The organism is Streptomyces sp. NPDC021096 (genome assembly GCF_040641275.1).
In the GTDB taxonomy this organism is placed as follows: domain Bacteria; phylum Actinomycetota; class Actinomycetes; order Streptomycetales; family Streptomycetaceae; genus Streptomyces.
This window is the reverse complement of sequence record NZ_JBFADG010000023.1, coordinates 1-22,131: the sequence shown is the minus strand read 5'-3', so window position 1 is coordinate 22,131 and position 22,131 is coordinate 1. Positions and strand designations below refer to the sequence as shown.

Below are 22,131 nucleotides of genomic sequence, written 5' to 3'. Positions count from 1 at the left end.
CCGTCACGGGGCCTGTCACGGGGCTCCGCCGACCTGCCGCACGTAGCTCGACCCGTCGAGGATCAGGTTCTCGAAGCTGTAGCCGTAGAGATCGTCCAGCCGCTCGATCCGATACGTCACCTGCCGCCAGGGCCCGCCCGGGATGGAGAAGGTCATGAGGGAGCCCTGGACGACGACGGGGCCGCGCATCACGAGGCCGCTGCTGTACTGCAGGGTGCAGTTCCCCTCGGCGGAGAAGGTGATCCTCTTGATCCGGCCGGGCTTGGTGTCACCGACCCATTCCCCCACGAGCCGGGCCGGGACCGAACCCACGACCGTCACGGGCGGGGCGGAGGGGGTGGGAACGACCCGGGTGGACGGCAGCGGCGCGGAGGTGGAGGGGATGACGCTCAATGAGGCCGAGGAAAGAGAGGGAACGGGTGTGGGGTCATCGGATTCCGTCGAACCGTTGTCGCCGCCGCACGCTGTCAGAACGGCCAGGGAAAACGCCACCGCCGCCCACTTGGGTATCACCGACCGCATCATGCGCCCCCGTCGGTTGCCTGCCGCCGCCCTCACGGCGGGGCGGCGAGCCTGTTTCCCCGAAGGTAGCGCGGCAACGGAACGAAAAGAACGGGCCATGACCGGAAAGTCATATCTTTTCAGATAGGTGGACAGGTCGGCCAAAAAAGGTAAGCCCTCTGTCAATTCCGGCGGTGGGAAAGCCGCTAATCCCGGGGAATTCCGCGCTCGTCCGCCTTCGCCAGCTCCGAGTGGCGGTAGGAGTAGGCGAAGTACACCACCAGCCCCAGCGCGAACCACACGGCGAACCGCACCCACGTCTGCCACGCCAGATAGGTGATCAGCCAGATCGACGCCGCGACCCCGATCGCCGGCACCACCGGCACCCCCGGGCAGCGGAAGCTGCGCGGCAGGTCCGGCCGCCGGTAGCGCAGCACGATGACGGCGGTGCACACCACCGCGAAGGCCAGCAGGATGCCGATGTTGGTCAGCTCCGCCGCCTCGCCGATCGGGACGAACCCCGCGATCAGCGCCGAGGCGACGCCCACGATCCACGTCACCCGCGTCGGCACGTGCCGCGTCGGGTGCGTGTGGGCGAACCACTTCGGCAGCAGCCCGTCCCGGCTCATGGCGAACCACACCCGGGTCACACCGAGCATGAACGTGAACATCACGGTGAGGATCCCGATGATCGCGCCGACGGCGATGACGTCCGCGATCCCGCTCAGCCCCACCGCCTTGAAGGCCGTCGAGAAGCCGCTCTCCTTGTCGATCTCGTGGTAGGGCTGCATGCCGGTCAGAACCAGGCAGGCCAGTACGTAGAGCACCATCGAGATGGCCAGCGAGTACATGATCGCCTTCGGCATGTGACGCTGCGCGTCCTTCGACTCCTCCGCCGCCGTGGACATCGCGTCGTAGCCGAACACCGCGAAGAAGACCGTGGCCGCTCCCGTGAACGCCCCGCTGACGCCGAAGGGGAAGAAGGGGGTGTAGTTGGAGCTCTCGATGTGGAAGAACCCCACGATGATCACCAGCAGCACGACCAGGACCTTCAGGCCCACCACGATCGTCTCGAACCGGGCGGCGTTCTTGATGCCCATGGTCAGCAGATAGGCGATCAGCAGGCACAGCACCGCCGCGAACAGATCCACCCGGTGCCCGTCGCCGGTGCCCGGCGCGCCCAGCATCCAGTCGGGCAGCTGGGTGTTCGTCTCCGCGAGCAGGAAGTTGATGTAGCCGGAGATGCCGATGGCCACGACCGCGACGATGGCCGTGTACTCCAGCAGCAGGTCCCAGCCGATGAACCAGCCGCCGATCTCGCCGAGCACCGCGTAGCCGTACGTATAGGCGGATCCGGCGCGCGGGATCAGGCCCGCGAACTCGGCGTACGAGAACGCCGCCGCCGCGCTCGCCACGCCCGCGATCAGGAACGAGACCAGGACGGCCGGGCCCGCCACGCCGTTGGCGATCGTGCCCGCGAGGCTGAAGATGCCGGCGCCGATGATGCCGCCGACGCCGATCGCGGTGAGCTGCCACAGCCCCAGGGTGCGGGTCAGATGCTCCCCGTGGGCCTCGGTCTCCTCCGCCTCCTCGATCGTCTCGATCGGTTTGCGGCGCAGTACGCCCTGACCAACCCGGAGCCCGGCCATGCGTTGTCCTCTCGTCGATCCTTCAGGGCGGGATCGCGGTCATCATGGCCGAGCCGGGGCGGCGACGGAAGGCGCCGCCCCGCAGGGGCGGCGGGGATCAGCCGATGGCGGGCGGCACGGCCCGGGCGGTCGTCCCCCAGCCGGAGGGCTTCGTCCCGACGGTGAAGTCCAGCCGCTCGCCCCGGCGGATCGCGTCCGTCGTCAGATACGTGCGGTCGTACGCGGCACCGTCCAGCCGCACCGTGCGCACGTACCGGTTCTCCCGCGAGGTGCCCGGGGCGCTGACGGTGAAGCGGCCCCGGGGGTACCAGCGCCGGTCCAGGCGCAGGTCGACCCGGTCGAAGACCGGTGTGCTCAGCCCCCACACGTCCGCGCCCGGCTGCACCGGGTACACCCCGATGGCCGACAGCACCATCCACGCCGACATCGTGCCCAGGTCGTCGTTGCCGGTCATCCCGTCCGGACTGTCGGTGAACAGGGTCAGCGCGGCGTGCACCACGTCCGTCGTCTTCCACGGGCGGCCGGTGGACAGATAGGTGTACGGGGCGATGAGGTCCGGCTCGTTCTGCGGGTTGTACTTGTCGGCGTTGTAGTAGTCGTACGGGCCGTTGACCCACACCTGGCGGGCGGTGCGCGCCGGGTCGGTGAGCAGGCGGTCGTAGGCGAAGAAGGAGTCGAGCCGCTTGTCGGCCGCGTCCTTGCCGCCGATCAGCCGCACCAGTCCGGGCAGGTCCTGCGGCACCAGCCACTGGTACTGCCAGGCCGTGCCCTCGTGGAAGCCGGGGCTCTTCGCCGGGTCGGCGGACCCGGTGAAGGCGCCGGAGGCGTCACGGGGCCGGAAGAAGCCGGTGGCCGGGTCGTAGAGCTTGCGGTAGTTCAGCGACCGCTTCGCATAGCGGTCGGCGTCCGCGCGGTGGCCCAGCTCGCGGGCCATCCGGGCGAGCACCCCGTCGGCGAGCGCGTACTCCAAGGTGGCCGAGGCGCCCTCGTGCAGGTCGGAGTCGCCGGGCTTGCTCTTGGGGCGGTCGGGCAGATGGGGCACGTAACCGTCGCGCAGATAGCGGTCGTTGCCCTCCCGGCCCACGGCCGGGGAGGCGGCGGGCGGCATTCCGTCCGCGTTCTTCCTCAGGACCCGGTAGGCCTCCTCCTCGTGCCCGGCGAGCAGCCCGTGCTGGAAGGCGTTGGTCAGGTAGGGGGTGACCGGGTCACCGGTCATGATGTTGGTCTCGACCGGGCCGTAGCCCCACTTGGGCAGCCAGCCGCCCTCCGCGTCGATCCGCAGCACGGACAGCGCCATGTCCCTGGACTCGCGCGGCGCGAGCAGGGCCAGCAGCTGGGCCTGGGTGCGATAGGTGTCCCACAACGACCAGTTCTGGTAGTACGTGAAGCCCCTGGCCTGATGGGCCTTGTGGTCCCAGCCGGTGTAGCGGCCGTCGACGTCGCTGCCGATGTTGGGCGCGAGGAAGGCGCGGTAGAGCGAGGAGTAGAAGGTCCGGCGCAGCGTCGCGCCGCCGCCCTGGACCCGTACGTCGCGCAGCCGCCGTTCCCAGGCGTCGTGCGCCGCGAGGGCCGTGCGGTCGAAGCCGTCCTCCTCGGCGCGCAGATTGCGCTGCGCACCCGCCGCGTCGACGTAGCTGATGGCCGTGGTGGCCTCGACGTCCCGGTCGTCGGTGGCGTCGAAGCGGACCCAGGCCCCGTTGCGGCTGCGCGAGGTGGAGGCCCGCGAGCCGTCGGCCAGCGCGTCGCCGTTCCACGTTCCGTAGCCGGTGAAGGGGCGGTCGAAGCGGGTGAGGGTGTGCACGGTGTACGGGCGGGTGTCCTGGCAGAAGCCGCGCCCGGTGATGGTGGTGCGGACCGTGCGGCTGTCGACGATCTCGACGCTGGTGGAGACCGTCTTGTGCAGCGACTGGCCCGTGTTGAACAGGACGTTGGCCTTCTGCGTGGCCGGGAAGGTGTAGCGCTGGCGGCCCGTGTGCGCGGTCGCGGTGAGCTCCGCCGTGATGCCGCCGTAGGAGCCCAGCCTGACGCGGTAGTAGCCGGGGCGGGCCCGCTCGTCGCGGTGGCTGAACTCGGCGGCGTACCGGGCGTTGTCCGTCTGCTGCACGTCGCCCGTCGTGGGCAGCACCGGCAGGTCGCCGCCGATGCGGCAGCCGACGCCGGACAGGTGCACGGTGCTGAAGCCGCGGATGTGGTGGTCCTGGTAGTCGTAGCCCGTGCTGTGGCCGGTGTCGGGGGAGAGCTGCACCATGCCGAAGGGCACGGCGGCCCCGGGGAAGGTGTTGCCCTCGTTCCGGGTGCCGATGAAGGGGTTGACGAGGCCGGTGAGCTCCTCGTCCGGGGCCGTCGCCGCGGCCGGCCCCGGGGGGACGAGGGCGGTGGAGCCCAGCAACGCCACGAGGGCGAGAGCCATCACGCCGGTGCGGCGCAGCAGTGGGTGTACGGCCCGGGTCATCCGACCACGCCCCTCGAGCGACATCGATGTCAGCTGAGGCTCGCCCGGCAGGTGACGGTGAGTCAAGGACCCACCGGGCGCCGGGCGCGCCATCACCTACTCGGGTGAGCGGCCGGCCGGATCCGTTTCGCGTCCGCCGGAGAAGGGCAGGCCCGGGCAGGCGGGGTGCATCGGGTCGTCAGGGGGCGGGGACCATGGCAGACGCCGGGGCCGGGCGTGCGCGCGGGCGGGGACGCGCCGACGGCCGGCGTACGCTGCGGGCCGCCCTGGCGGCGCTCGTCACCGCCCTCACGGTGGCCGTGGCCGCACCCTCCGCGACCCCCGCCGGGGAAGGCACGGGACACGAGCGCACCCGGGCCGCCATGGAGGCCGCCGTCCGTGACGGCATCCCCGGAGTGCTGGCGCGGGCCCATGACGGGCAGGGCCCGTGGGAGGGCTCGGCCGGGGTCTCAGACCTCACCACACGCCGCCCGTACCTGCCCGGGGACCACTTCCGGACCGCCAGCATCGCCAAGACGTTCGTCGCGACCGTCCTGCTCCAGCTGGAGGCGGAGGGCCGGATCGCGATGACCGACACGGTCGACGCGCGACTGCCCGGCGTGGTGCGCGGGCACGGCCACGACGGCCGGAGGATCACCATCGCCCAGTTGCTCAACCACACCAGCGGAGTCTTCAACTACCTCGACGACGCCACCGTCCGCGAGAAGGCCTACGGCAAGGCCTTCCTCGAGCACCGCCACGACACCTGGAGCGGCGAACAGCTGGTCCGGCTCGCCATGAAGCACGCCCCCACCTTCGAGCCGGGCGCCGGCTGGTCCTACTCCAACACCGAGTACACCCTCGCCGCGATGATCGTCGAACGGGTCACGGGCCGTCCGTACGCGACCGAGCTGCGCCGGCGCATCACCGAACCGCTCGGCCTGCACTCCACCACCCTGCCCGGCGCCGACGGCAGGCTCCCCAGGCCGAGCGGGCGGGCCTACACCCGCTTCCACGACGACCCGGGCACCACGCACGACGTCACCGAGTTCAACGCCTCCCTGCTGTGGGCCGTCGGCGACATGATCTCCACCACCGCCGACCTCGACCGCTTCCTGGGCGCGCTGCTCGGCGGCCGGCTGCTCCCGCCGGCGCAGCTGACGCGGATGACGACCACGGTCCCCATGGGCAACGAACCGGACATCGCCACCGGACTGGGGCTGTTCCGGTACAGGCTGCCGTGCGGGGTGGAGGTGTGGGGCCACGACGGCCTCTTCTACGGCACGCAGAGCATCGCCTACGCCACCCGGGACGCGGGGCACCGGCTGGTCCTCGACTTCAACGGCGACTGGCTCGCCGGGACCAGGGCCGCGGGGGACGTGCTGCGGGCGGAGTTCTGCTGACGGACACCGCCCGGGCATACTGGTCGCTTTCGACCCCCTGCCCCGCCCTGCGGGGCGGACGACCGACCGAAGGAACCGACCGGCCCATGCGCCTTCGCGAACTCGCCGACGTCGGACCGTTCTTCGCCCTGCGCACCGGCGACGACCCCGAAGGCCCCGGCTATCTGCCCCTGGGCGAAGAGGCCGTGCGGCTGCGCGTGGAGACCGTCGCCGAGCGGCTGGGGACGGCGGACCGCCGCGTGGCCGCCTCCATCGCCTTCCAGGGCATCGCGGGCCGGCTGACGTCCATCGCGCTCGGCTCGGCCGTGCTGACCGGGCGGGTCCCCGACCTGGCCGGCGGCGGTCTGCGGTGGCACCCCGCCCGCAGCGCCCCCGACGACCTCCTGCTCCCCGCACCGGCCGCCCTCGCGCCGGCCGCGGACCCGGCCGGGCAGGCCGAACGGATCTCGGCCGCCGTGCTGCACGGCCTGCTGGTTCCCCTGCACCACGCCACCCGTGCCACGACGCCCGTCTCGGCCCGGCTGCTGTGGGGCAACGCCGCGTCCTCCCTGGCCGGTTCCCTGCGCGTCCTGCACATCTGGTGCCTGGAGCACAACCGCCCGCAGGACGCCGAGCACGCGCTCGTCCTCACCCGGGCCCTGTTCCAGGACCCGCTGCTGTGCGACACCGGCACCCTGCGCCGCACCCGCGGCGGCCCGGTCTTCGAGCGGCGCACCTGCTGCCTGTACTACCGGGTGCCCGGCGGCGGCATGTGCGGGGACTGCGTGCTGCGTCACCCGCCCCGCGGGCGCTGAGCGGCGGGAGGCGCCGGCGGCCACTGCCCGGGGGCCAGCACGCCCAGCACGTACGCCTTGGCCACCAGGGCCGTGCGGTTGGGCACGTGCCAGCGCCGGGTGAGCCGGCCCAGGTGGTAGTTGACGCCGTCCACCGTCAGCCCGACCGCCTTGCCGATGGCGGCCGTCGTGGCCCCGGCGGCGGCCAGCGCGAGGATCAGCCCCTCCACCTCGCTGACCTCGGCCACCGGCTCCCGTGCCACGGGCTCGTCCCGTACCCGCAGCACCGCCAGCAGCGTGGGGAACTCCGGGGAGGGATCGCCGACCGGGTCCACCAGCAGCTCGCCCTCCCGCTCGGGCTCCCGCGCGCCCTGCCGCCAGCGCACGTCGATGGTGTAGCGGGACCGGTGGCCCAGCCGCAGCGCCTCGGCGAGCCTGCCGAGCTGGCCGGCGGCGCTGCTGCTGGGCCGGAAGAGGTCCAGCAGTCTGCGGCCCCGCATCTGGCCGGGGGACAGGCCCCACTGGGCGGCCATGGCCGGGTTGGCGACGGTCACCACGCCCTCGCACGTACAGATGGCGATCGGCACCGGGACGCGGTCGAGCAGCATGAGGAAGTAATTGCGCCACGCGAAGAACTGCTCGCTGTTCACGGACCCGGTCTCCTCGCTCGCCCACCTCGGTGCCCGGCCCCGGCACGTGCGCAAGCGCGACGCGCCGGGAGCCACTGCACAATCATGTAGTCCGCGGGCCGGGCGGCTCGAGGCGGGGCGGCGAGGCTGAACGCATGACGTATGTGACCCAGGCCCCCGCGGCCGCCATTCCCCTCGTGGACGTCTCCGCCGTCGGGGCCACCGGCACCCCCCTGCAGCAGGCGATGCGCCTGGCCCGCCGGCACGGCCCGATCTTCCGGCGCCGCCTGCACGACAGCGACCGGCTCTTCGTCACCTCGCTCGACCTGGTCGCCGAGCTCGCCGACGAGGAACGCTTCACCAAGCACGTCGGCCCGGCCCTGGAGAACGTCCGCGAGTTCACCGCCGACGGCCTGTTCACCGCCTACAACCACGAACCCAACTGGGCCAAGGCGCACGACATCCTGATGCCCGCCTTCGCCCTGGGCTCGATGCGCGCCTACCACCCGGCCATGGTCAAGGTCGCCCGCCGGCTCATCGACTCCTGGGACGCCCACCTCGCCGCCGGCACCCCCGTCGACGTCCCCGAGGACATGACGCGGATGACCCTCGACACCATCGGACTGGCCGGGTTCGGCTACGACTTCGAGTCCTTCGCACGCGGCGGCGAACCGCACCCCTTCGTCGGCGCCATGGTGCGCTGCCTGGAGTGGAGCATGAACCAGCTGGGCCGGGACCCCGGCGGGGACTACGCGGCCGAGGACGCGGCCTTCCGGGCCGACGCCGCCTTCCTGACCACCGTCGTCGACGACGTCGTCAGCGCCCGCACGGCCTCCGGCGACACCCGCACCGACGACCTCCTCGGCCTCATGCTCGGCGCCCCGCACCCCGCCGACGGCACCACCCTCGACGCGGCCAACATCCGCAACCAGGTCATCACCTTCCTCATCGCCGGCCACGAAACCACCTCCGGGGCACTGTCCTTCGCCCTCCACCACCTCCTGAAGGACCCCGTCTCGCTGCGCCTGGTCCAGCGCGAGGCCGACGAGCTGTGGGGCGACACCGAGGACCCGGACCCGACCTTCGAGGACATAGGCCGGCTGCGCTGGACCCGCCAGGTCCTGAGCGAGGCCCTGCGGCTGTGGCCCACTGCGGCCGCCTTCGTCCGCGAGCCCCGCGAGGACACCCTGCTCGGCGGCCGCTACCCGCTGCGCGCGGGGGAAGGCGTCACCGTCCTCACCCCGATGCTGCACCGCGACCCCGTCTGGGGCGACAACCCCGAGCTGTTCGACCCCACACGCTTCGCACCCGAGGCGGAGGCGGCCCGCTCACCGCACGCCTACAAGCCCTTCGGCACCGGCGAACGCGCCTGCATCGGCCGCCAGTTCGCCCTGCACGAGGCCACCATGCTGCTGGCCCTCCTGGTCCACCGCTACCGCCTCATCGACAGCGCCGGCTACCGGCTGCGTGTCAAGGAGACCCTTACCCTCAAGCCCGACGGCTTCACCCTCACCCTCGCGCGCCGCACCTCCGCCGACCGCGCCCTCGGCCGCGGCGCCTTCCCTGGCGGCACCTCCACCACCGTGCGCACCGACCGGAGCGACGACCCCGAACTGCCCACCCGCGCCCGCCAGGGCACCGGCCTGCTGGTCCTGCACGGCTCCAACTACGGCACCTGCCGCGACCTGGCCCGGGGCATCGCCGACGAGGCCGGCCGCCTCGGCTTCGACGCCGCCCTCGCCCCGCTCGACGACCACACCGGCGCCCTGCCCGCCGGCACCCCCGTGGTCGTCGTCGCCGCCTCGTACAACGGCCGCCCCACGGACGACGCCGCCCGCTTCACGCAGTGGGCCGAGCGCGAGGCCGCACCGGGCGCGGCCGCCGGGGTCCCCTACGCCGTCCTCGGCATCGGCGACCGCAACTGGGCCGCCACCTACCAGCGCGTGCCCACCCTCCTCGACGAGCGCCTCGAAGCCCTCGGCGGCACGCGCCTGCTGCCCCGCGCCGAGGCCGACGCCTCCGGCGACCTGAACGGCGCCGTGGAGGAGTTCACCCGGGCCCTGACCCGGACGCTCCTGGAGCACTACGGCGACCCCGCGAGCGCCGGCGCGGCCCGGCCGGCGTCGCCCGACGGCCCCGCCCACAGCGTCACCGAGATCACCGGCGACCCGCTCTCGGCGCTGGCGGCCCGGCACGACATGGTGCCCATGACGGTCACCGAGGCCCATGAACTCACCGACCCCGCCCACCCGCGCACCAAGCGCTTCCTGCGCCTGGCCCTCCCCGACGGCGTCACCTACCGCACCGCCGACCACCTCACCGTCCTGCCCGTCAACGACCCCCGCCTCGTCGACCGCGCCGCCGCCCTCTTCGGCGTCGACCCCGCCACCGTCCTGTCCGTCCACCCGCACCGCCCCGGACGCGACAGCCTTCCCGTCGACAGGCCGCTGACCGCCGGCGAACTCCTCTCCCACCACCTGGAACTGCAACAGCGCCCGACGCCCCGTCAGCTTCAGGCGCTGGCCGACCGCAACCCCTGCCCGCCCGAGCAGGCAGCCCTGCGCGCCGTCGCCGCCGACGACCCGCGCACCGTCCTGGACCTCATCGAGGACCACCCCGCCCTGCGCGGCACCCTCGGCCCGGCCGCCCTGCTGGAGCTGCTGCCCCCGATGCGCCCGCGGCACTACTCCATCTCCTCCTCCCCGGCCGCCGACGCCCGCCACGTCGACCTCATGGTCTCCCTCCTGCGGGCCCCCGCCCGCTCCGGCCGGGGCGAGTTCCACGGCACCGGCTCCGCGCACCTCGCAGGACTGAGGCCCGGTGACACCGTCCTGGCCCGAGTCCAGCCGTGCCGCGAGGCGTTCCGCGTCACCGACCACGAGCGGACCCCGGTCGTGATGATCGCCGCCGGCACGGGCCTGGCCCCCTTTAGGGGCGTGGTCGCCGACCGCGCCGCCCTCGCCGCGGCCGGCACCCGGCCGGCGCCCGCCCTGCTGTACTTCGGCTGCGACGACCCCGACGCCGACTTCCTGCACCGCGCCGAGCTCCACGCGGCGCAGGAGGCGGGCGCGGTCTCCGTGCGCCCCGCCTTCAGCGCCCGGCCGGAGGCCGGCGGCGGCCCGTTCGTCCAACACCGCCTGGCCGCCGAGGGCGACGAGATCTGGTCCCTGCTGGAGTCCGGGGCGCGGGTGTACGTCTGCGGCGACGGCGCCCGCATGGCACCGGGCGTACGCGCCGCCCTGCGCGACCTCCACGCCCGCCGGACCGGCTCCGACGCCCGCGCCGCCGACGCGTGGCTGCGCGAACTGACCGACGCCGGACGCTACGTCGAGGACGTCTACGCCGCCGGCTGAGACCTGGGGTCCCTACCACTTGGTCAACTCCCGTAACCTGCTCATCGATCACATCAGCGATCACCGAGCACGGAGACGAAAGTGGTGGGGACCTTGCGGACGGCCATACGAACCGGAGTGACCGCGGTCGCGGTGGCGGCCGCACTGGCCGCCCCGACGGCCCCCGCCGGGGCGGCGCCCGCCCGGCCCCTCTCCTACGCCGCCACCACGTCGGTGGGGGTGCACAACGCCTACGAACAGGCCAAGTACCCCTACTTCGCCGACGCCCTGGACTCCGGCGCCTCCCTCCTGGAGCTCGACGTGTGGTCCAACGGCTTCGGCGGCAGCTCCTTCCGCGTCTCCCACGCCAACCCGCTGCGCAACGCCAACAACTGCGAGGGCGCCGGCTCACCGGCCGAACTGCGCACCAAGTCCCGCAACCAGCCCCTCGCCGGCTGCCTCGCCGACATCCGCGCCTGGCACGACGCCCACCCCGACCACCGGCCGGTGCTGCTCAAGGTCGAGATGAAGGACGGCTTCAACGCCGACAGCGGCCGCGGCCCCGCCGAGCTCGACGCCCTGCTCACCAGCCGGCTCGGCGACGCCCTCTACCGCCCCGCCGACCTGCTGGGCAAGCACGCCACGCTCGACGAGGCCGCACGGGCCGGGCGCTGGGCGGACCGCTCCGCCCTGGCCGGCAAGTTCCTCGTGGAACTCATCCCCGGCACCCTCGAGGAGCGCAACCCCGCCGACCGCCTGTGGACCGACCGCGAGTACGCCACCCACCTGCGCGACCTCGCCGCATCCGGCCGCATCCGCGAGGCCGGTGCCTTCCCCGCCGTCCACGGCGCGGTCCCCGGCGACCCGCGCACCCGCTACGCCGACGCCGGCATCCGCCCCTGGTTCGTGCTCTTCGACGGCGACGCCGCCACTTACCTCAAGGGCGGCATCGACACCGCCTGGTACGACAGCCGGCACTACCTCCTCGTCATGACCGACGCCCACAACGTGCCGCCCGCCATCGACATCACCCGCCCCACCGAAGCCCAGGCCCGCGAGCGCGTCTCCCTCCTGGCCAGAGCCCACGCCAGCTTCGCCACCGCCGACTGGTACCCGCTGCCGCAGGTGCTCGCGACGGTGGCGCCACGCGGCTGACGCCGCCGGGCCGGGGCGGGTGAGGAGACGGTGATCGTGGTGCGATGGCGGTTCGGGCCGGGCGGCAAGCGCCCGGGAGGCATCAGGGAGCAGTGCGAGGAACGGGTACGGGCCCTCGGCCTGCCCACCCGGGGCACCTTGACGATCGACGAGGTCTGCGCACACATCAGCAGCCTGCACGGCCGCCCCATCCACCTCATCCCCCTGGAGCTGCCCCTCGGCAGCCCCGACGGGCTGTGGGTCTCCGCCGAGGCCCAGGACTACGTCGTCTTCGAACAACGCCTCGCCCCCGTCCACCAGCACCAGGTGATCCTCCACGAGATCGGCCACGTCGTCTGCGACCACGACGCGGCCCCCGTGATGACCGCCGACTCCTCCCGGCTCCTGCTGCCCTCCCTCGACCCCGAGATGGTGCGCAGAGTGCTGGGCCGCGAACACGAGCACTCCGAGGTCGAACTCGAAGCGGAGCTCGTCGGCTCCCTCATCGGCCGCCAGATCGGCACCTGGACGGCGCAACGCACCTGGACCGTGCCGCCCGAAGCCCGGGAACTGGCCGCCCGGCTCGCCGCCCTGGAGTCCCCGACCCTCCGAGGGAGAGATGAATAGCGTCCTGTATCCCGTCTGCGCCGGCGTGGCGTGGCTGGCCCTGCTGTACAAAACCCGTGTCCTGCGCACCGACCGCTCCGCCGCACAACTGGCGCTGACGGGCAACTTCCTCCTCCTGGGGATCACCTACACCGTCTCCACCCCCGTCGTATGGGTGGCCACCAGCCGGGCCGCGGGCATCGTCAACTTCTCCGGACTGCTCACCCAGAGCTGCGTGGTGCTGATGTCCGCCTGCCAGCAGCTGGTGCTGCTGCACCTCACCCACGAACGGGCCACCGCCTGGCGCAAGGCGGTGCCCCGCCTCATCGCCCTCGCCCTGGTCCTCGTCACGATGGTGACGCTCTTCTCGGCGGCCACCATCCAGCGGGAGGCGCCGAACGACTTCGCCCTGTCCAAGGCCCAGTACTACCCCGCGTACATCACCGTCTACCTCGTGGCCTACACGGCGAACCAGATCGACGTCGGCATCCTGGGCTGGCGCTACGCCAAGGTCGCCGCCACCCCGTGGCTGCGCCGCGGCCTGCTCCTGATCGCCCTCACCCTGCCGTTCGCCCTGGTCTACAGCGGCTGCCGGGCAGCGGACGTCATCGCCGGGCAGTTCGGCACCGACGGACGCGCCTGGGAACCCGTCGCCCAGCTCGCCGTCACCATCGCCACCATCACCAAGATCATCGGCTGGACGATCCCCGACTGGGGACGCCACCTGAGCACCCTGGCGGACGGCGTCAGGGACCGCCTCACCTACCGCGAGCTGGTCCCCTTCCACCGCGAGGTCACCGCCCTGGTGCCCGAACCCGTCATACCGCTGGACCCCCGGGCGGACCTGCGCACCCGGCTGTACCGCACGGTGGTGGAGATCCGCGACGCCCAGTGGTCCCTGCGGACCTGGATGGACCCCGCCGTGGCCGACGCCGCCCGCCGCCGGGCCGAGGCCGCGCGGCTGCGGGACGACGACGTGGCCGCCGTCGTCGAAGCGGCCCAGCTCCGCGCCGCGATCCAGGCGAAGGCCGCACAGCGGCAGCCGGCCGTACACACCCACGCCCCGCGCGTCGCCGAACCGGGCGACCTCGCCGCCGAACTGGCCTTCCAGCGCAGGCTGGCCCGCGCGTTCGCCGGCTCGCCCCTCGTCACCGCCGCCCTGGCGGACACCACGAGCCCCCGGACCGAGGAAACAGCATGACCCTGCCCATGCCGTTCGACGCGGCGTTCTTCGACGACCCCTACCCGGTGTACGCCCGGCTGCGCGCCGAAGGCCCGGTGCACCACGTCACCACCCCGGACGGCTCCCCGATCTGGCTGGTGCTGCGCGAACGGGACGTCCGTGCCGGGCTGGGCGACGGCAGGCTCTCGGTCGACAAGGCCCACTCCCGCAGCGGCTACAAGGGCTTCACCCTGCCGCCGGCCCTGGACGCCAACCTGCTCAACATCGGCCCCGCCGACCACCTGCGCCTGCGCCGCCTGGTGTCCAAGGCGTTCACCCCCCGCCGCGTCGAGGACCTGCGCGGGCGGGTGCGGGCCGCGGCCGACCGCCTCGCCGACGGGCTCGCCGCCCACGACGGCGCGGCCGACCTGGTCGAGCACTACGCCAATCCGCTGCCGCTGATCGTCATCGGGGACCTGCTCGGCGTGCCCGAGGACAGCCGGCGCCCCTTCTCCGCCTGGGCGGGCGCGATGTTCGACCCCGCGTACCCCGGACAGATCGCGGAGAGCGTCGGCCACATCCACCGCTTCCTGCTGGACCTGGTCGCCGCCCGGCGCGCCGCCCCCGGGGAGGACCTGCTGTCGGCGATGATCGCCGCCCGCGACGAGGGGGACCGGCTCAGCGAGGACGAACTGGTCTCCCTCGCCTTCCTCATCCTGCTCGCCGGCAGCGAGAACACCCAGCACCTCATCACCAACGGCCTGCTGACCCTGCTCGGCCACCCCGGGCAGCTGGACGCGGTGCGCTCCGACCCCGGCCTGCTGCCGGGCGCGGTCGAGGAGATCCTGCGCCACGCCCACCCCAACCAGTGGGCCATCCGCCGGTTCCCCACGCAGGACGTCGACATCGACGGCGTCCGCATTCCGGCCGGGGACACCGTGATGCTCGGCATCGCCTCCGCCAACCGCGACCCCGAACGCCACCGGGACCCGGACGCGTTCGACATCCACCGCGAGGACAAGCAGCACCTCTCGCTGGGCCAGGGCCTGCACTACTGCCTCGGGGCACCGCTCGCCCGCATGGAGACCGCGATCGCGCTGGGCACCCTGCTGGAGCGCTTCCCGCGCATCGGCCTCGCGGCCGCGCCGCGGACGCTGCGCCGGCGTGCCTCGTTCCGGTCCCACGCCCTCAAGGCGCTGCCGGTCACCGTCGGTTCCGGCGGCCGCCCCTAGGCGTCCTCCAGCCGGAACCCGACCTTGAGGCCCACTTGGTAGTGCGCGATCGCACCGTTCTCGAGGTGGCCGCGGATCTGGGTCACCTCGAACCAGTCCAGCTCCCGCAGCGTCTGCGCGGCGCGGTCGATCCCGTTGCGGATCGCCTCGTCCACGCTGTTCTGCGAGGAGCCGACGATCTCTGTCACCCGATAGGTGTGGTTGGACATGGTCCCACCGTGCCCCACCTCCCGCGCCGGCGCGAGGCGGGGGAGGCAGGGGGGCTACGGCACCACCGGCACCGACAGGGACAGGGCGAACCGGTCCTCCTCGTCCGTCCACCAGTGGGTGAGCTCCAGCCCGGCCGCCGCCAGCTCCTCGCGGACGCCCTCCTGGCGGAACTTCGCGGAGACCTCGGTCCGCAGCTCCTCGCCCGGCTCGAAGTGCACGGCCAGGTCCAGCGCGGGGATCTTGGCCACCACCGGCTTCCGGGCCCGCAGCCGCATCTCGATCCACTCGCGCCGCGCGTCCCACAGGGCGACGTGGTCGAAGTCGCCGGGGTCGAAGTCCGCGCCGAGCTCGCGGTTGATGACGGTCAGGACGTTCTTGTTGAAGGCGGCGGTGACCCCCTGGGCGTCGTCGTAGGCCGGTACGAGCACCCGCTCGTCCTTGACCAGGTCGGTGCCGAGCAGCAGCGCGTCGCCGGGGGCGAGGCCGGAGCGGATGCCGGCGAGGAACGTCGCGCGCTCGGCCGGCAGCAGATTGCCGATGGTGCCGCCGAGGAAGGCGACGATGCGCGGGCCGGGCACGTCGGGCAGGGCCAGCCCGTACTGGAAGTCGGCGACGAGGGCGTGCACGGTCAGCGCCGGGTGCTCGGCCAGCAGCGTCCGCGCGGCACCGGAGAGCGCGCTCTCGCTGACGTCGACGGGGACGTAGGTCTCCAGCTCCGCCAGGGCCCGGATCAGGTGGCGGGTCTTGTCCGAGGAGCCCGATCCCAGCTCGACGAGCGTACGGGCGCCGGTGGCCGCGGCGATGTCGCCGGCCCGGGCGATGAGGATCTCGCGCTCGGCGCGCGTCGGGTAGTACTCGGGCAGCAGCGTGATCTCGTCGAAGAGCTCGCTGCCGCGGGCGTCGTAGAACCACTTGGGGGGCAGTTCCTTGGGTGAGCGGGTCAGGCCTTCGGCCACGTCCGCCCGCAGGGCGGCGGCCGTCGCGTCGAGGGGGAGGGTGCGGGTGAGGACGAACGGACTCACGAAACGGGCTCCTTGAGCGGGAAACGCGAAGGACGCGAGGAAGCGGCAGGCGGGGACTGAGGGTCGAGTGGGGACAGCGTGACGCCGGTGCGGTCGGCGGTCAGGAGCGTGCGGTCGCAGACCTCTCTCCAGCGGGGATCGTCGTCGTACGGCTCGGAGGCCACGACCGTCCGGCGCGCGCCGGGGTCGGCCAGGTACCAGAGCGAGTCGCCCCAGGCGGTGGCCGCGACGGCCGCCCCGTCCGTCAGGAGCAGGTTCAGCCGCGAGCCCGGCGCCGCCTGTACCAGCGTCGTCACCGCCCCCGCCAGCGCCCGCCCCATCGGCTCGCCGGCCAGCAGCCGGTGCTCCACCAGCGCCCAGACGAACGCCGAGTCCGACTGCGCCGCGAGCCGCAGCAGCGCTCCCGGCGGCAGCAGCGGGGCGAGCGGGGCGGCCGAGTCCGGCCACCCGGTCAGCGCACCGTTGTGGCTGAACAGCCAGGGGCCGCCCGCGAAGGGTGCCGCGGCCGCCTCCGCGTCCGCTCCCGCGAACGTCGCGTCCCGCACCGCCGCCAGCAGCGCCGGGGCCCGCACGACGCGGGCGAGATCGGCGAACGACTCGTCCCCCCAGATCGGCCCGGCCCGCCGGTAGCGCGCCGGCAGCGGATCGCCCGGCGCGTACCAGCCGACGCCGAAGCCGTCCGCGCTGACCGTGCCGTTGCGCATGTACCGCGGCGCCCACGACTGGCGCACCAGCGCGTACGGGGGCACGACGAGGCTCTCACCGAGCGGGGCGTCCGGGCCCAGCACGGCGATATGACGGCACATCAGGAGGGTTCCGCGTCGCGAGCGGTACGGAAACCGGAGAAGATCTGCCGGCGGACCGGCAGATCCCAGTTGCGGAACGTCCCCCGGCAGGCCACCGGGTCGACCGCGAAGCACCCGCCCCGCAGCACCTTGTGGCGGTCGCCGAAGAACACCTCGGAGTACTCCCGGTAGGGAAAGGCCCTAAAGCCCGGATACGGCAGGAAGTCGCTCGCCGTCCACTCCCACACGTCCCCGATCAGCTGCCGCACCCCCAGCGACGACGCGCCCCTCGCATAGGCGCCGACGGGCGCCGGGCGCAGATGTCGCTGGCCGAGGTTGGCGTGCTCGGGCGTGGGGTCCTCCTCGCCCCACGGATAGCGCCTCGAGCGGCCGGAGACCGGGTCGTGCCGGGCGGCCTTCTCCCACTCGGCCTCCGTGGGCAGCCGACGCCCCGCCCACGCCGCGTAGGCCTCGGCCTCGTACCAGCTCACGTGCAGCACCGGCTCGGCCGGCGGCACGGGCTCCACGACCCCGAACCGCCGCCGCACCCACGCACTGCCCTCGCGCCGCCAGAACAGCGGGGCACCCAGCCCGTGGCGGCGCACCTGCTCCCAGCCCCGCGGATGCCACCAGCGCGGATCGTCGTAGCCGCCGTCCTCGATGAACCGCAGATACGCGCCGTTGCTCACCGGCAGGGTGTCGATGAAGAACGACGGTACGAAGCGCGGATGCGCGGGCCGTTCGTTGTCCAGTGCCCAGGGCTCGGTCGAGGTGCCCATGGTGAACGGGCCCCCCTCGACCAGCACTTCCGCCGGCAGCAGGGCGGCGTCCGGCGCGGCCGGCGGCGGCTCGGGGGCGGTGAGTGCCGGCGGGCCGCCGCGCAGCTGGTGCGTGATGAGCATGGTCTCGTCGTGCTGCTGCTCATGCTGGGCGATCATGCCGAAGGCGAAGCTGTCCTCCACCAGCGGCCCGCCGCCCAGCACCGGGGTGCGCTCCAGGACGTCCAGCACCCTGCCGCGCACCTCCGCGACGTACCCCCGCGCCTCCCCCGGCGTCAGCAGGGGCAGCGACGGCCGCTCGGCGCGCGGATGCTCGAAGGCGTCGTACACGGAGTCGATCTCGGGGCGCAGCGCCTCGTGCCCGGCCACGGCACGCAGCAGCCACAGCTCCTCCTGATTGCCGATGTGCGCCAGGTCCCACACCAGCGGCGACATCAGCGGCGAGTGCTGCGCGGTCAGCTCCCGCTCGTCGACGCAGCCGGTCAGGGCGCGAGTGCGCTCGCGGGCGGTGAGCAGGGCGCCCGCGGCGCGCTCGCGCAGGGTGACGGGGTCCTGCTCCGGGGCGCTCACCGGCGGACCCCCTTGCCGGCGACCTCGTCCAGCAGATCGTCGGCCGGGCACCGGCCGCGGTCGACGTAACGGGCCGTGAACGCGTCCACGGCGTCGAGGACAGCGGCCTGCGCGCCGAGCCGGGGCAGCGCCTCCCGGGCGGCGGCGAAGCAGGCCACGGCGGCGGCGTGCAGCTCGGGGTCGGCCAGGCCGTGCCGGGCCGCCCTGCGCCAGAGCGCGTTGCGCGGCGCCGGCTGCCGGCTGGGCGCGTCCGCCAGCGCCTTCACCGCGCGGAAGGCGGCCTCCGCCGCCGACGGATCGTCGAACAACGCGGCGGTCACCGCCAGCGGCACGATCCAGCCGTCGTCACCCGGCTGCGCGTCCATCATGCGCAGCTCCAGATGGCCGCGCGGCCTTATGGGCGGGAACAGCGTGGTCAGGTGGTAGGCGACATCGCCGACCGTGGGCAGCCGCGGACGGCCCGTCCGGGCCCACTGGCGCAGGGCCAGCCCCTGCTGCACCGCCCAGGGCTCGTCGTCGGACCGCACGAACATCACGTTGGCGTTCAGCGCGTACGCCGCCCAGGCCGCCCGCGGATCGCGATGGCCCACCGGGGCGAGGGTGCGGCCCGGGTCCATCCGTGCGTAGCAGGCCTGCCGGGTGGAGCGCCATCCGCTGGGTCGCCCCAGGTGGAGGGGGGAATTGGCGAACGCGGCGGACAGCACCGCGCCCAGCAGATGCGCCAGTCGCCAGCGCTGCAGATACCCCAGCGGCCCCGGCTCCTCGTACCCGGCGTCCACGCAGACCTGCACCGACGCCGTCCGGCACATCACGTTGCGCCCGGCACCGTTGATCCGGTCGTAGTAGACCTCCATCGCGTTGTAGCGGGCCTCGTCCCGGACGCGAGGGGGTTCGTACCACGGCTCCTTGCCGTACCCCGCCAGGGTCAGGCCCAGCGATTGGAGCTCGGCGCGGGCCAGGGCGAGGTCGGCGCTGAGGTCCTCCACACAGGCGGTGAGGGACCCGGCGGGCTGTGAGCTGAATTCCAGCTGGCCACCGGGTTCGACAGTGAACAACGACCGCAGCGGCAGCGCTCCCACACGGTCGGCGGCGGCCGCCAGACGGTGGGGGGCGACGGGGCGGGTGCGGTCGTGCAGATCGTGGACGAGCCATTCCAGTTCGACACCGAGAAGGCGGGGCGGTCCGGTCTTGAAACAGATGCCGCGCACGAACGCATCGGCTTCCGATTCGCCGACCGGCCTGGTGAGGCCTTCCTTGTCAGCAAAGCAATCGGTCACGCTTGCTACCTCCCGTCCGTTGGTCCGTACCCCCAAAACACCGGCGACAGTCGGGCGTGGCGGGGGACGGACCGTGAACCGGTCAATCTGCGGACCCCCGGGCGGCCCCGGCCGGGGAGCGCGCAGGGCGTGCCGGACGCGCTGCCGGGCCGTCCACGCCGTCTTCCGCGAGCGTGGCGCCGGCGGACGGCGCGTGACCGGAAATCGCGCCTCCCAAGGAGGATCTCGCCGTCCGCTTCCGGACTCGTGGTCACCCGGACATTGTTGCGAGCCCTTGACGAGCCCGCCAGAGGAGGACGTACGGTCCCGCAGGTGAGCGCATGCCGGACCAGTGCCGTCTTCGACCCCGCCACCTACGCCCGCGGCGTCCCCTACGAGCTGTTCCGGGAGCTACGGGAGCGCGCCCCCGTCTGCCGGGTGCCGGAGACCGCGGTCGGCCCCTGGCCGGCCGGACCCGGCTACTGGGCGGTCTTCCGGCACGCCGACGTCAAGCACGTGCTGCGCACCCCCGGGCTGTTCTCCTCGCACCTGGGCGCCACCCAGATCCGCGACCCGGACACCGCGGACGACCTGGAGTTCGTGCGGGCCATGATGCTCAACCAGGACCCGCCCGCCCACGCCCGGCTGCGCCGCATCGTCGCCGCGGCCTTCACCCCGCGTGCCGTGCGGGATCTGGCGGTCGTCATCGAGGAGCGGGCCCGCGCCCTCGTCGACGCCGTCGCCGGCCGGGGCGCGGCCGACTTCGTCGAGGTCGCCGCCGATCTGCCGGTGTGGACCCTCGCCCACGTCATGGGCGTGCCGGAGGAGGACCGGCGGCTGCTCTTCGACTGGTCCAATCGGGTCATCGGCTACCAGGACGCCGATCACCGCGCGTCGAGCACCGCCGACCCCACCGCGCTCAGCCCGATCGGCCGCGCCGCCCTCGCCCACCGGCCCGCCGCGCCGCCGGAGCGCGGCGGCAAGCCGCTGAACCCGCGGTCGCGCGAGGCCCTCGCCGACATGTTCGCCTACGCCCACGCGCTGGCCGACGGGCCCCGCCCCGGCAGCGTGATGGCACGGATGCGGCAGGCGGGACTGACCCGCGAGGAGTTCGAGAACATGTTCTTCCTCTTCGCCGTCGCCGGGAACGAGACCCTGCGCAACGGCATCCCCGGCGGCCTGCTGACCCTCCTGGACCACCCGGAGAGCTGCGAAGCGCTGCGCCGGCGGCCGGACCTGACCGATGCGGCGGTGGAGGAGGTGCTGCGCTACTGGCCGCCCGTGATGGACTTCCGGCGCACCGCCACCCAGGACACCGAACTCGGCGGGCAGCTCATCCGGCGCGGCGAGAAGGTCGTCGTCTACCACGCCTCCGCCAACCGCGACGAGCGTGTCTTCGCCGACCCGGACCGCTTCGACATCACCCGCAGCCCCAACGACCACGTCAGCTTCGGCTTCGGCCCGCACTTCTGCCTGGGCGCCCACCTCGCGCGCCTGCAGCTGCGGGCCATGCTGCGGGCGGCGCTGGACCGGCTGCCCGGCCTCGAGCGGGCGGGCGAGCCGGTCCGGCTGACCTCCAACTTCCAGAACGGCCTCAAGCACCTGCCCGTCAGATGGAGAACATCTCGCTGAACGCTCCCGTGGCATCGCCCACGCTGTGCCCGAAGGGCGAGTTGAAGTCCCAGATGAGGAAGAGGAGGAAGGCGATCAGCGCGCTGTAGAGCCCGGCCAGCATGAGCTCGCGCGCCGAGCGCCTGATCTGCAGCGTGAAGATCAGCCCCACCGCCACCAGCGCCCCCGCCAGCAGCCCGAACCACACCACGCCCGGCAGTGTCGGCCCGGCGGACTGGGAGCGCGCGTGGCGCGCCGCGTCCGCCGCGCCGACCTGGTCCAGCAACGGCTGGTAGGACTGGCCCTCGTGGTCGTTGCGCGGCTCGTACGCGGTGAGGTCGGCGCGCACCTTGTTCAGCAGTTCCGTGCCCTTGTCGGTGAGTTCGCCCTCCTCGAGCATGATGGGCCACTCCTTGCGGACCACGTGCGTCACATAGGCGTTCACCTGCTCGCGCGTACGGTCCCGGGCGGCCGGCGCGTACGCCTGCACCCGCTCGCTGACCTCGTGCAGGGCCTGGGCCTCCGCCCGGACGGTGTCCTGCGCGGAGTTGCGCGCCTCCCAGACGCCGGCGATGGCCAGGCCCAGGACGATGGCGTAGACCACGCCGACCATCATCGTCATGTACTCGATGACGTCGGGGGTCTCGGACGGATCGTCGTCGTCGCTGATCCGGCGCTGCCTCAGCACGGTGATGGACAGGACGACCGCGCACGCGGCGAGCATGGCGAGGGCCAGAACCAGCCACTCGGACAAGGGAAACCTCCAGAGGCGATGGTGCGGGGGTCAGCGGCTGCGGCCGCCGCCGGAGCGCGGGCGCAGCAGCGCGGCGGCGAGGACGGCCGGGGCGGTGAGGACCAGGGTGAGCGTGACCAGCGAGGTGCCGCCCGCGGCCGGCTTGGTGACGCTCTGGTGGTACGCGCGGGGCGCGATGTGGGACTCGGGCGGCGGGGCGGCCGCCACGGCGGGGGCCGCCGGCGGTGGCGGCGCGGGCGCTGGTGGTGGCTGCGGCGCGCGGTGCAGCACGGGCCGCGGGGTGGGCGGCGCG

General features: G+C 73.3%; 18 protein-coding genes and 1 pseudogene. 8 read left to right on the top strand and 11 right to left on the bottom strand.

What is annotated here, in order from left to right; genetic code table 11:
* Positions 1-15 precede the first annotated feature (15 nt).
* The 3 genes from AB0G59_RS23800 to AB0G59_RS23790 form a co-directional block, all read right to left on the bottom strand.
* Positions 16-393, bottom strand: coding sequence for a hypothetical protein (locus tag AB0G59_RS23800; RefSeq protein ID WP_360914986.1), 378 nt, complete (start codon positions 391-393; stop codon positions 16-18).
* Between the two features lie 314 nt (positions 394-707).
* Positions 708-2,150 (bottom strand): amino acid permease, encoded by a 1,443-nt coding sequence (locus AB0G59_RS23795; protein WP_360914983.1) that lies wholly within the window; start codon positions 2,148-2,150, stop codon positions 708-710.
* 97 nt (positions 2,151-2,247) lie between these two features.
* Positions 2,248-4,602 carry a GH92 family glycosyl hydrolase gene (locus AB0G59_RS23790; RefSeq protein ID WP_360914980.1) on the bottom strand — a complete coding sequence of 785 codons (2,355 nt, stop codon included), beginning with the start codon at positions 4,600-4,602 and terminating at the stop codon, positions 2,248-2,250.
* Positions 4,603-4,796: 194 nt separating this feature from the next.
* On the opposite strand from AB0G59_RS23790, the gene AB0G59_RS23785 reads away from it, so the two are divergent.
* Both AB0G59_RS23785 and AB0G59_RS23780 read left to right on the top strand, forming a co-directional pair.
* A complete protein-coding gene (locus tag AB0G59_RS23785; protein WP_360914977.1) occupies positions 4,797-5,984 on the top strand; it encodes a serine hydrolase domain-containing protein in 1,188 nt (395 codons plus the stop codon).
* An 86-nt stretch (positions 5,985-6,070) separates the two neighbouring features.
* On the top strand, positions 6,071-6,778 hold the full coding sequence (locus tag AB0G59_RS23780; protein ID WP_360914974.1) for a (2Fe-2S)-binding protein: 708 nt from the start codon (positions 6,071-6,073) through the stop codon (positions 6,776-6,778).
* On the opposite strand, the gene AB0G59_RS23775 is transcribed toward AB0G59_RS23780, so the two are convergent.
* Complete coding sequence (locus AB0G59_RS23775) at positions 6,757-7,365, bottom strand: PAS domain-containing protein (RefSeq protein WP_360915156.1); 609 nt, start codon at positions 7,363-7,365, stop codon at positions 6,757-6,759. The genes AB0G59_RS23780 and AB0G59_RS23775 overlap by 22 nt on opposite strands.
* A 176-nt stretch (positions 7,366-7,541) precedes the next feature.
* Between AB0G59_RS23775 and AB0G59_RS23770 the strand changes: the two genes are divergently transcribed.
* From AB0G59_RS23770 to AB0G59_RS23750, 5 genes are all read left to right on the top strand, one after another.
* On the top strand, positions 7,542-10,739 hold the full coding sequence (locus AB0G59_RS23770; RefSeq protein ID WP_360914971.1) for a cytochrome P450: 3,198 nt from the start codon (positions 7,542-7,544) through the stop codon (positions 10,737-10,739).
* 117 nt (positions 10,740-10,856) lie between these two features.
* The gene (locus tag AB0G59_RS23765) at positions 10,857-11,873 is read left to right on the top strand and encodes a phosphatidylinositol-specific phospholipase C domain-containing protein (protein ID WP_360914968.1); all 1,017 of its coding nucleotides are present in this window, start codon (positions 10,857-10,859) and stop codon (positions 11,871-11,873) included.
* A gap of 36 nt (positions 11,874-11,909) precedes the next feature.
* Positions 11,910-12,479 (top strand): hypothetical protein, encoded by a 570-nt coding sequence (locus AB0G59_RS23760; RefSeq protein ID WP_360914965.1) that lies wholly within the window; start codon positions 11,910-11,912, stop codon positions 12,477-12,479.
* Entirely contained in the window at positions 12,472-13,659 is a 1,188-nt protein-coding gene (locus AB0G59_RS23755; protein ID WP_360914962.1) for an MAB_1171c family putative transporter, read from the top strand. Before AB0G59_RS23760 ends, AB0G59_RS23755 begins: the two co-directional genes overlap by 8 nt.
* A complete protein-coding gene (locus AB0G59_RS23750; protein WP_360914959.1) occupies positions 13,656-14,852 on the top strand; it encodes a cytochrome P450 in 1,197 nt (398 codons plus the stop codon). The genes AB0G59_RS23755 and AB0G59_RS23750 overlap by 4 nt, the downstream gene beginning before the upstream one ends.
* Here AB0G59_RS23750 and AB0G59_RS23745 read toward each other — a convergent pair.
* From AB0G59_RS23745 to egtA, 5 genes are read right to left on the bottom strand one after another with little or no spacing between them, the layout of a single operon-like run.
* Complete coding sequence (locus AB0G59_RS23745) at positions 14,849-15,061, bottom strand: dodecin (RefSeq protein ID WP_360914957.1); 213 nt, start codon at positions 15,059-15,061, stop codon at positions 14,849-14,851. The genes AB0G59_RS23750 and AB0G59_RS23745 overlap by 4 nt on opposite strands.
* A gap of 54 nt (positions 15,062-15,115) precedes the next feature.
* The gene (gene egtD / locus AB0G59_RS23740; RefSeq protein WP_360914954.1) at positions 15,116-16,084 is read right to left on the bottom strand and encodes an L-histidine N(alpha)-methyltransferase; all 969 of its coding nucleotides are present in this window, start codon (positions 16,082-16,084) and stop codon (positions 15,116-15,118) included.
* Positions 16,081-16,890: an ergothioneine biosynthesis protein EgtC gene (gene egtC / locus AB0G59_RS23735; protein ID WP_360914951.1), complete on the bottom strand. Its 810-nt coding sequence runs from the start codon at positions 16,888-16,890 to the stop codon at positions 16,081-16,083. Before egtC ends, egtD begins: the two co-directional genes overlap by 4 nt.
* Positions 16,890-18,218, bottom strand: a complete 1,329-nt coding sequence (gene egtB, locus AB0G59_RS23730) for an ergothioneine biosynthesis protein EgtB (RefSeq protein ID WP_360914948.1) — start codon at positions 18,216-18,218, stop codon at positions 16,890-16,892. The genes egtC and egtB overlap by 1 nt, the downstream gene beginning before the upstream one ends.
* Positions 18,215-19,495 (bottom strand): ergothioneine biosynthesis glutamate--cysteine ligase EgtA, encoded by a 1,281-nt coding sequence (egtA, locus tag AB0G59_RS23725; RefSeq protein ID WP_360914944.1) that lies wholly within the window; start codon positions 19,493-19,495, stop codon positions 18,215-18,217. The genes egtB and egtA overlap by 4 nt, the downstream gene beginning before the upstream one ends.
* A 312-nt stretch (positions 19,496-19,807) precedes the next feature.
* On the opposite strand from egtA, the gene AB0G59_RS23720 reads away from it, so the two are divergent.
* A complete protein-coding gene (locus AB0G59_RS23720) occupies positions 19,808-21,106 on the top strand; it encodes a cytochrome P450 (RefSeq protein ID WP_360914941.1) in 1,299 nt (432 codons plus the stop codon).
* On the opposite strand, the gene AB0G59_RS23715 is transcribed toward AB0G59_RS23720, so the two are convergent.
* Together AB0G59_RS23715 and AB0G59_RS23710 are read right to left on the bottom strand one after the other, a co-directional pair.
* Positions 21,084-21,839: a hypothetical protein gene (locus AB0G59_RS23715; protein WP_360914938.1), complete on the bottom strand. Its 756-nt coding sequence runs from the start codon at positions 21,837-21,839 to the stop codon at positions 21,084-21,086. The genes AB0G59_RS23720 and AB0G59_RS23715 overlap by 23 nt on opposite strands.
* 30 nt (positions 21,840-21,869) lie before the next feature.
* Positions 21,870-22,131: pseudogene (locus AB0G59_RS23710) on the bottom strand (hypothetical protein); the annotation flags it as partial.